Raw genomic sequence first — 4600 nt, forward strand, 5'->3', positions numbered from 1 at the left:
CCGTAACTGCTTTATGTTAGTGCTGGGTTGCCTGCGAGGCAGGAAAGCCAGCTCCCACCCTGACCGCGCTCCGATTCTCGTTCTGCATGTACCTGACTGGTCCTGACCCTATGAATACCACCACTGCCCAAGTGCAAACGACCACGCCTCACACGCCACGCAAAAGCCGCCTGGCCAACCCCGGCTGGTTCCTCGTCACCCCTTCGGTCGCCATGCTGCTGCTGTGGATGATCGTGCCGCTGGGCATGACCCTGTACTTTTCGCTGATCCGCTACAACCTGCTCTACCCTGGCGAAAACCAATTCGTGGGGCTGGAGAACTTCACCTACTTCATCACCGACTCAGGCTTCCTGCCGGGCGCCACCAATACCCTGTTGCTGGTCGGCAGCGTGCTGTTGATCAGCGTGGTGTTCGGCGTGTTGATCAGTGCCTTGCTGGAGGCCAGTGAGTTCCTGGGCCGTGGCATCGTGCGGGTGATGCTGATTTCGCCGTTCTTCATCATGCCCACCGTCGGTGCGCTGATCTGGAAAAACCTGATTTTCCACCCGGTGTCGGGAATTCTCGCCGCCGTCTGGAAGCTGTTCGGCGCCGAGCCGGTGGACTGGCTGGCGCACTATCCGTTGCTGTCGATCATCATCATTGTGTCGTGGCAGTGGCTGCCGTTTGCGATCCTGCTGCTGATGACCGCCATGCAGTCCCTCGACCAGGAACAAAAGGAAGCCGCACGCCTGGACGGCGCCGGCGCCATCGCGATCTTCTGGCACCTGACCCTGCCTCACCTGGCACGCCCGATTGCCGTGGTGGTGATGATCGAAACCATCTTCCTGCTCTCGGTGTTCGCCGAAATCTTCACCACCACCAACGGTGGCCCGGGCTACGCCTCGACCAACCTCGCCTACCTGATCTACAACCAGGCGCTGGTGCAGTTCGACGTGGGCATGGCCTCGGCCGGCGGCTTGATCGCCGTGGTCATCGCCAATATCGCGGCGATCATCCTGGTGCGGATGATCGGCAAAAACCTGACTGACAAGCCTTGAGGGCCGCGCCATGACGCTTCAACAATCCCGCCGCCTGCAAAGCCTGTTGCTCGGCACTTTGGCCTGGGCCATCGCGATCCTGATTTTCTTCCCGATCTTCTGGATGGTGCTGACCAGCTTCAAGACCGAAATCGATGCGTTCGCTACCCCACCGCAGTTCATCTTCACGCCGACGCTGGAGAACTACCTGCACATCAACGAGCGCAGCAACTACTTCAGCTACGCCTGGAACTCGGTGCTGATTTCGTTCAGTGCCACCGCCCTGTGCCTGCTGATCTCGGTGCCGGCCGCCTACTCCATGGCCTTCTACGAGACCAAGCGCACCAAAGGCACGCTGCTGTGGATGCTCTCCACCAAGATGCTGCCACCGGTGGGCGTGCTGATGCCGATCTACCTGCTGGCCAAGAGCTTCGGCCTGCTGGATACGCGCATCGCGCTGATCATTATCTACACCCTGATCAACCTGCCGATTGTGGTCTGGATGGTTTACACCTACTTCAAGGACATCCCCAAGGACATCCTCGAAGCCGCGCGCCTGGACGGCGCCACCCTGTGGCAGGAAATGGTCCGGGTGCTGCTGCCGATCGCCAAGGGCGGCCTGGCGTCCACGGTATTGCTGTCGCTGATCCTGTGCTGGAACGAAGCGTTCTGGTCGTTGAACCTGACCTCGTCCAACGCAGCACCGCTGACCGCGCTGATCGCCTCCTACTCCAGCCCTGAAGGCTTGTTCTGGGCCAAGTTGTCCGCCGTCTCGACCCTGGCCTGCGCGCCGATCCTGATCTTTGGCTGGATCAGCCAGAAACAGCTGGTACGCGGTTTGTCCTTCGGCGCCGTGAAATAACGGCCTTTCAATAAAAAATTCAAAGCGGAGGCCCATCATGGCCAACCTGAAAATCAAGAATCTGCAAAAAGGCTTCGAAGGTTTCTCGATCATCAAAGGCATCGACCTGGAAGTTAACGACAAGGAGTTCGTGGTCTTCGTCGGCCCCTCGGGCTGCGGTAAATCGACCCTGCTGCGCCTGATCGCGGGCCTGGAAGAAGTCAGCGAAGGCACCATCGAACTGGACGGCCGCGACATCACCGAAGTAACCCCGGCCAAGCGCGACCTGGCGATGGTGTTCCAGACCTACGCGCTGTACCCGCACATGAGCGTGCGCAAGAACATGTCGTTTGCCCTGGACCTGGCCGGCGTCGACAAGAAACTGGTCGAGAGCAAAGTCAGCGAAGCGGCGCGCATCCTCGAACTCGGCCCGTTGCTGGAGCGCAAGCCCAAGCAGCTGTCGGGCGGTCAGCGCCAGCGTGTGGCGATTGGCCGGGCGATTGTGCGTAACCCGAAAATCTTCCTGTTCGACGAACCGCTGTCGAACCTCGACGCCGCCCTGCGCGTGCAGATGCGCCTGGAGCTGGCGCGCCTGCATAAAGAGCTGCAGGCGACCATGATCTACGTGACCCATGACCAGGTCGAAGCCATGACCCTGGCCGACAAGGTGGTGGTCCTCAACAGCGGCCGTATCGAGCAAGTGGGCTCGCCGCTGGAGCTTTACCACCAGCCGGCCAACCTGTTTGTCGCGGGCTTCCTGGGTACGCCGAAGATGGGCTTCCTCAAGGGCAAGGTCACGCGCGTCGAAGGCCAAGGCTGCGAGGTGCAACTCGACGCCGGCACCACCATCAGCCTGCCGTTGAGCGGCGCGACCCTGAGCGTGGGCAGCGCGGTGACCCTGGGCATTCGTCCGGAACACCTGGAAATCGCCACGCCGGGCCAGACCTCCCTGACCGTCACCGCCGACGTCGGCGAGCGCCTGGGCAGCGACACCTTCTGCCACGTCATCACCGCCAATGGCGAGCCGTTGACCATGCGGATCCGTGGCGACATGGCCAGCCAATACGGCGAGACGCTGCACCTGCACCTGGACCCGGCGCACTGCCATCTGTTCGACACCGACGGTGTAGCCGTGGCCCGCCCACTGCGCGCTGCCGCCTGATTTCGCGAGAGTTGTGATGAAACTGAATAAGCAGAACCTTACCCAACTGGCGCCGCACGTGAACATCCCGGCCTATGCGATTGCCAGCACCTCCCAGGGCATCGCCCATATCGGCGTCGGCGGTTTCCACCGTGCGCACCAGGCGTACTACACCGATGCGCTGATGAACACCGGCGAAGGCCTGGACTGGAGCATCTGCGGCGTCGGCCTGCGCAGCGAGGACCGCAAGGCCCGCGACGACCTGGCGGGCCAGGACTACCTGTTCACCCTCTATGAACTGGGCGACACCGACGACACCGAAGTGCGTGTGATCGGCTCGATCAGCGACATGCTGCTCGCCGAAGACAGCGCCCAGGCATTGATCGACAAACTGGCCAGCCCCGAGATTCGCATCGTCTCGCTGACCATCACCGAAGGCGGCTACTGCATCGACGACAGCAACGGCGAGTTCATGGCCCACCTGCCGCAGATCCAGCATGACCTGGCGCACCCCGGCGCACCGAAAACCGTGTTCGGCTTTATCTGCGCCGCGCTGACCCAGCGCCGCGCCGCCGGCACCCCGGCGTTCACGGTGATGTCCTGCGATAACCTGCCGCACAACGGCGCCGTCACGCGCAAGGCGTTGCTGGCCTTTGCCGCGCTGCACAATGCCGACCTGCACGACTGGATCAAGGCCAATGTGAGCTTTCCGAACGCCATGGTCGACCGCATCACGCCGATGACCAGCACCGCCCACCGCCTGCAGTTGCACGACGAGCACGGCATCGACGATGCCTGGCCGGTGGTCTGCGAACCGTTTGTGCAATGGGTGCTGGAAGACAAGTTCGTCAACGGCCGCCCGGCCTGGGAGAAGGTCGGCGTGCAGTTCACCAATGACGTGACGCCCTATGAAGAGATGAAGATCGGCCTGCTCAACGGCAGCCACCTGGCCCTGACTTACCTGGGGTTTCTCAAGGGCTACCGGTTCGTGCACGAGACCATGAACGACCCGTTGTTCGTCGCGTACATGCGCGCCTACATGGACCTGGATGTCACGCCGAACCTGGCGCCGGTACCGGGTATCGACCTGACCGACTACAAGCAGACCCTGGTCGACCGCTTTTCCAACCAGGCGATTGCCGACCAGTTGGAGCGCGTGTGCTCGGATGGCTCCTCGAAGTTTCCCAAGTTCACCGTGCCGACCATCAACCGCCTGATAGCCGATGGGCGCGAGACCGAGCGTGCGGCGCTGGTGGTCGCGGCCTGGGCCTTGTATTTGAAGGGCGTGGATGAGAATGGCGTGAGCTATAAAATCCCCGACCCGCGTGCGGAATTCTGCCAGGGGCTGGTGAGTGATGAGGCGTTGATCAGCCAGCGACTGCTGGGAGTGGAAGAGATTTTCGGCACGGCTATTCCCAACTCGCCGGAGTTTGTGGCAGCGTTCGAGCGTTGCTATGGGAGCTTGCGTGATAACGGCGTCACCGAAACCCTACAGAACCTCCTGAAGAAACCGGTTTAAATGTGGGAGGGGGCTTGCCCCCGATGAGGGTGTGTCAGGCGAATATCCTTCACTGACCCACAGCCCTCGGGGGCAAGCCCCCT

At 61.9% G+C, this 4600-nt stretch carries 4 protein-coding genes; all 4 read left to right on the forward strand.

The annotated features are described in order from the left end of the window. Positions 1 to 110: 110 nt before the first annotated feature. Genes QMX97_RS31630 through QMX97_RS31645 form a run of 4 tightly spaced genes read left to right on the forward strand, consistent with a single transcriptional unit; the run spans position 111 to position 4517 of the window. A complete protein-coding gene (locus tag QMX97_RS31630; RefSeq protein ID WP_065906617.1) occupies positions 111 to 1037 on the forward strand; it encodes a sugar ABC transporter permease in 927 nt (308 codons plus the stop codon). A gap of 10 nt (positions 1038 to 1047) precedes the next feature. After that, positions 1048 to 1878, forward strand: a complete 831-nt coding sequence (locus tag QMX97_RS31635; RefSeq protein WP_032886872.1) for a carbohydrate ABC transporter permease — start codon at positions 1048 to 1050, stop codon at positions 1876 to 1878. Positions 1879 to 1915: 37 nt separating this feature from the next. Then, entirely contained in the window at positions 1916 to 3019 is a 1104-nt protein-coding gene (gene ugpC, locus QMX97_RS31640; RefSeq protein WP_282398214.1) for a sn-glycerol-3-phosphate ABC transporter ATP-binding protein UgpC, read from the forward strand. 16 nt (positions 3020 to 3035) lie between these two features. Next, a complete protein-coding gene (locus QMX97_RS31645) occupies positions 3036 to 4517 on the forward strand; it encodes a mannitol dehydrogenase family protein (RefSeq protein WP_201144195.1) in 1482 nt (493 codons plus the stop codon). Positions 4518 to 4600: the final 83 nt, after the last annotated feature.

Origin of the sequence: Pseudomonas sp. PS01298 (genome assembly GCF_029959745.1) — a bacterium.
Taxonomy (GTDB): domain Bacteria; phylum Pseudomonadota; class Gammaproteobacteria; order Pseudomonadales; family Pseudomonadaceae; genus Aquipseudomonas; species Aquipseudomonas aylmerensis.

Excerpts from the sequence above, each read along its gene's own strand:
- QMX97_RS31630 (WP_065906617.1), top strand. The coding sequence starts at position 111 with ATGAATACCACCACTGCCCAAGTGCAAACGACCACGCCTCACACGCCA.
- QMX97_RS31635 (WP_032886872.1), top strand. The coding sequence starts at position 1,048 with ATGACGCTTCAACAATCCCGCCGCCTGCAAAGCCTGTTGCTCGGCACT.
- ugpC (WP_282398214.1), top strand. The coding sequence starts at position 1,916 with ATGGCCAACCTGAAAATCAAGAATCTGCAAAAAGGCTTCGAAGGTTTC.
- QMX97_RS31645 (WP_201144195.1), top strand. The coding sequence starts at position 3,036 with ATGAAACTGAATAAGCAGAACCTTACCCAACTGGCGCCGCACGTGAAC.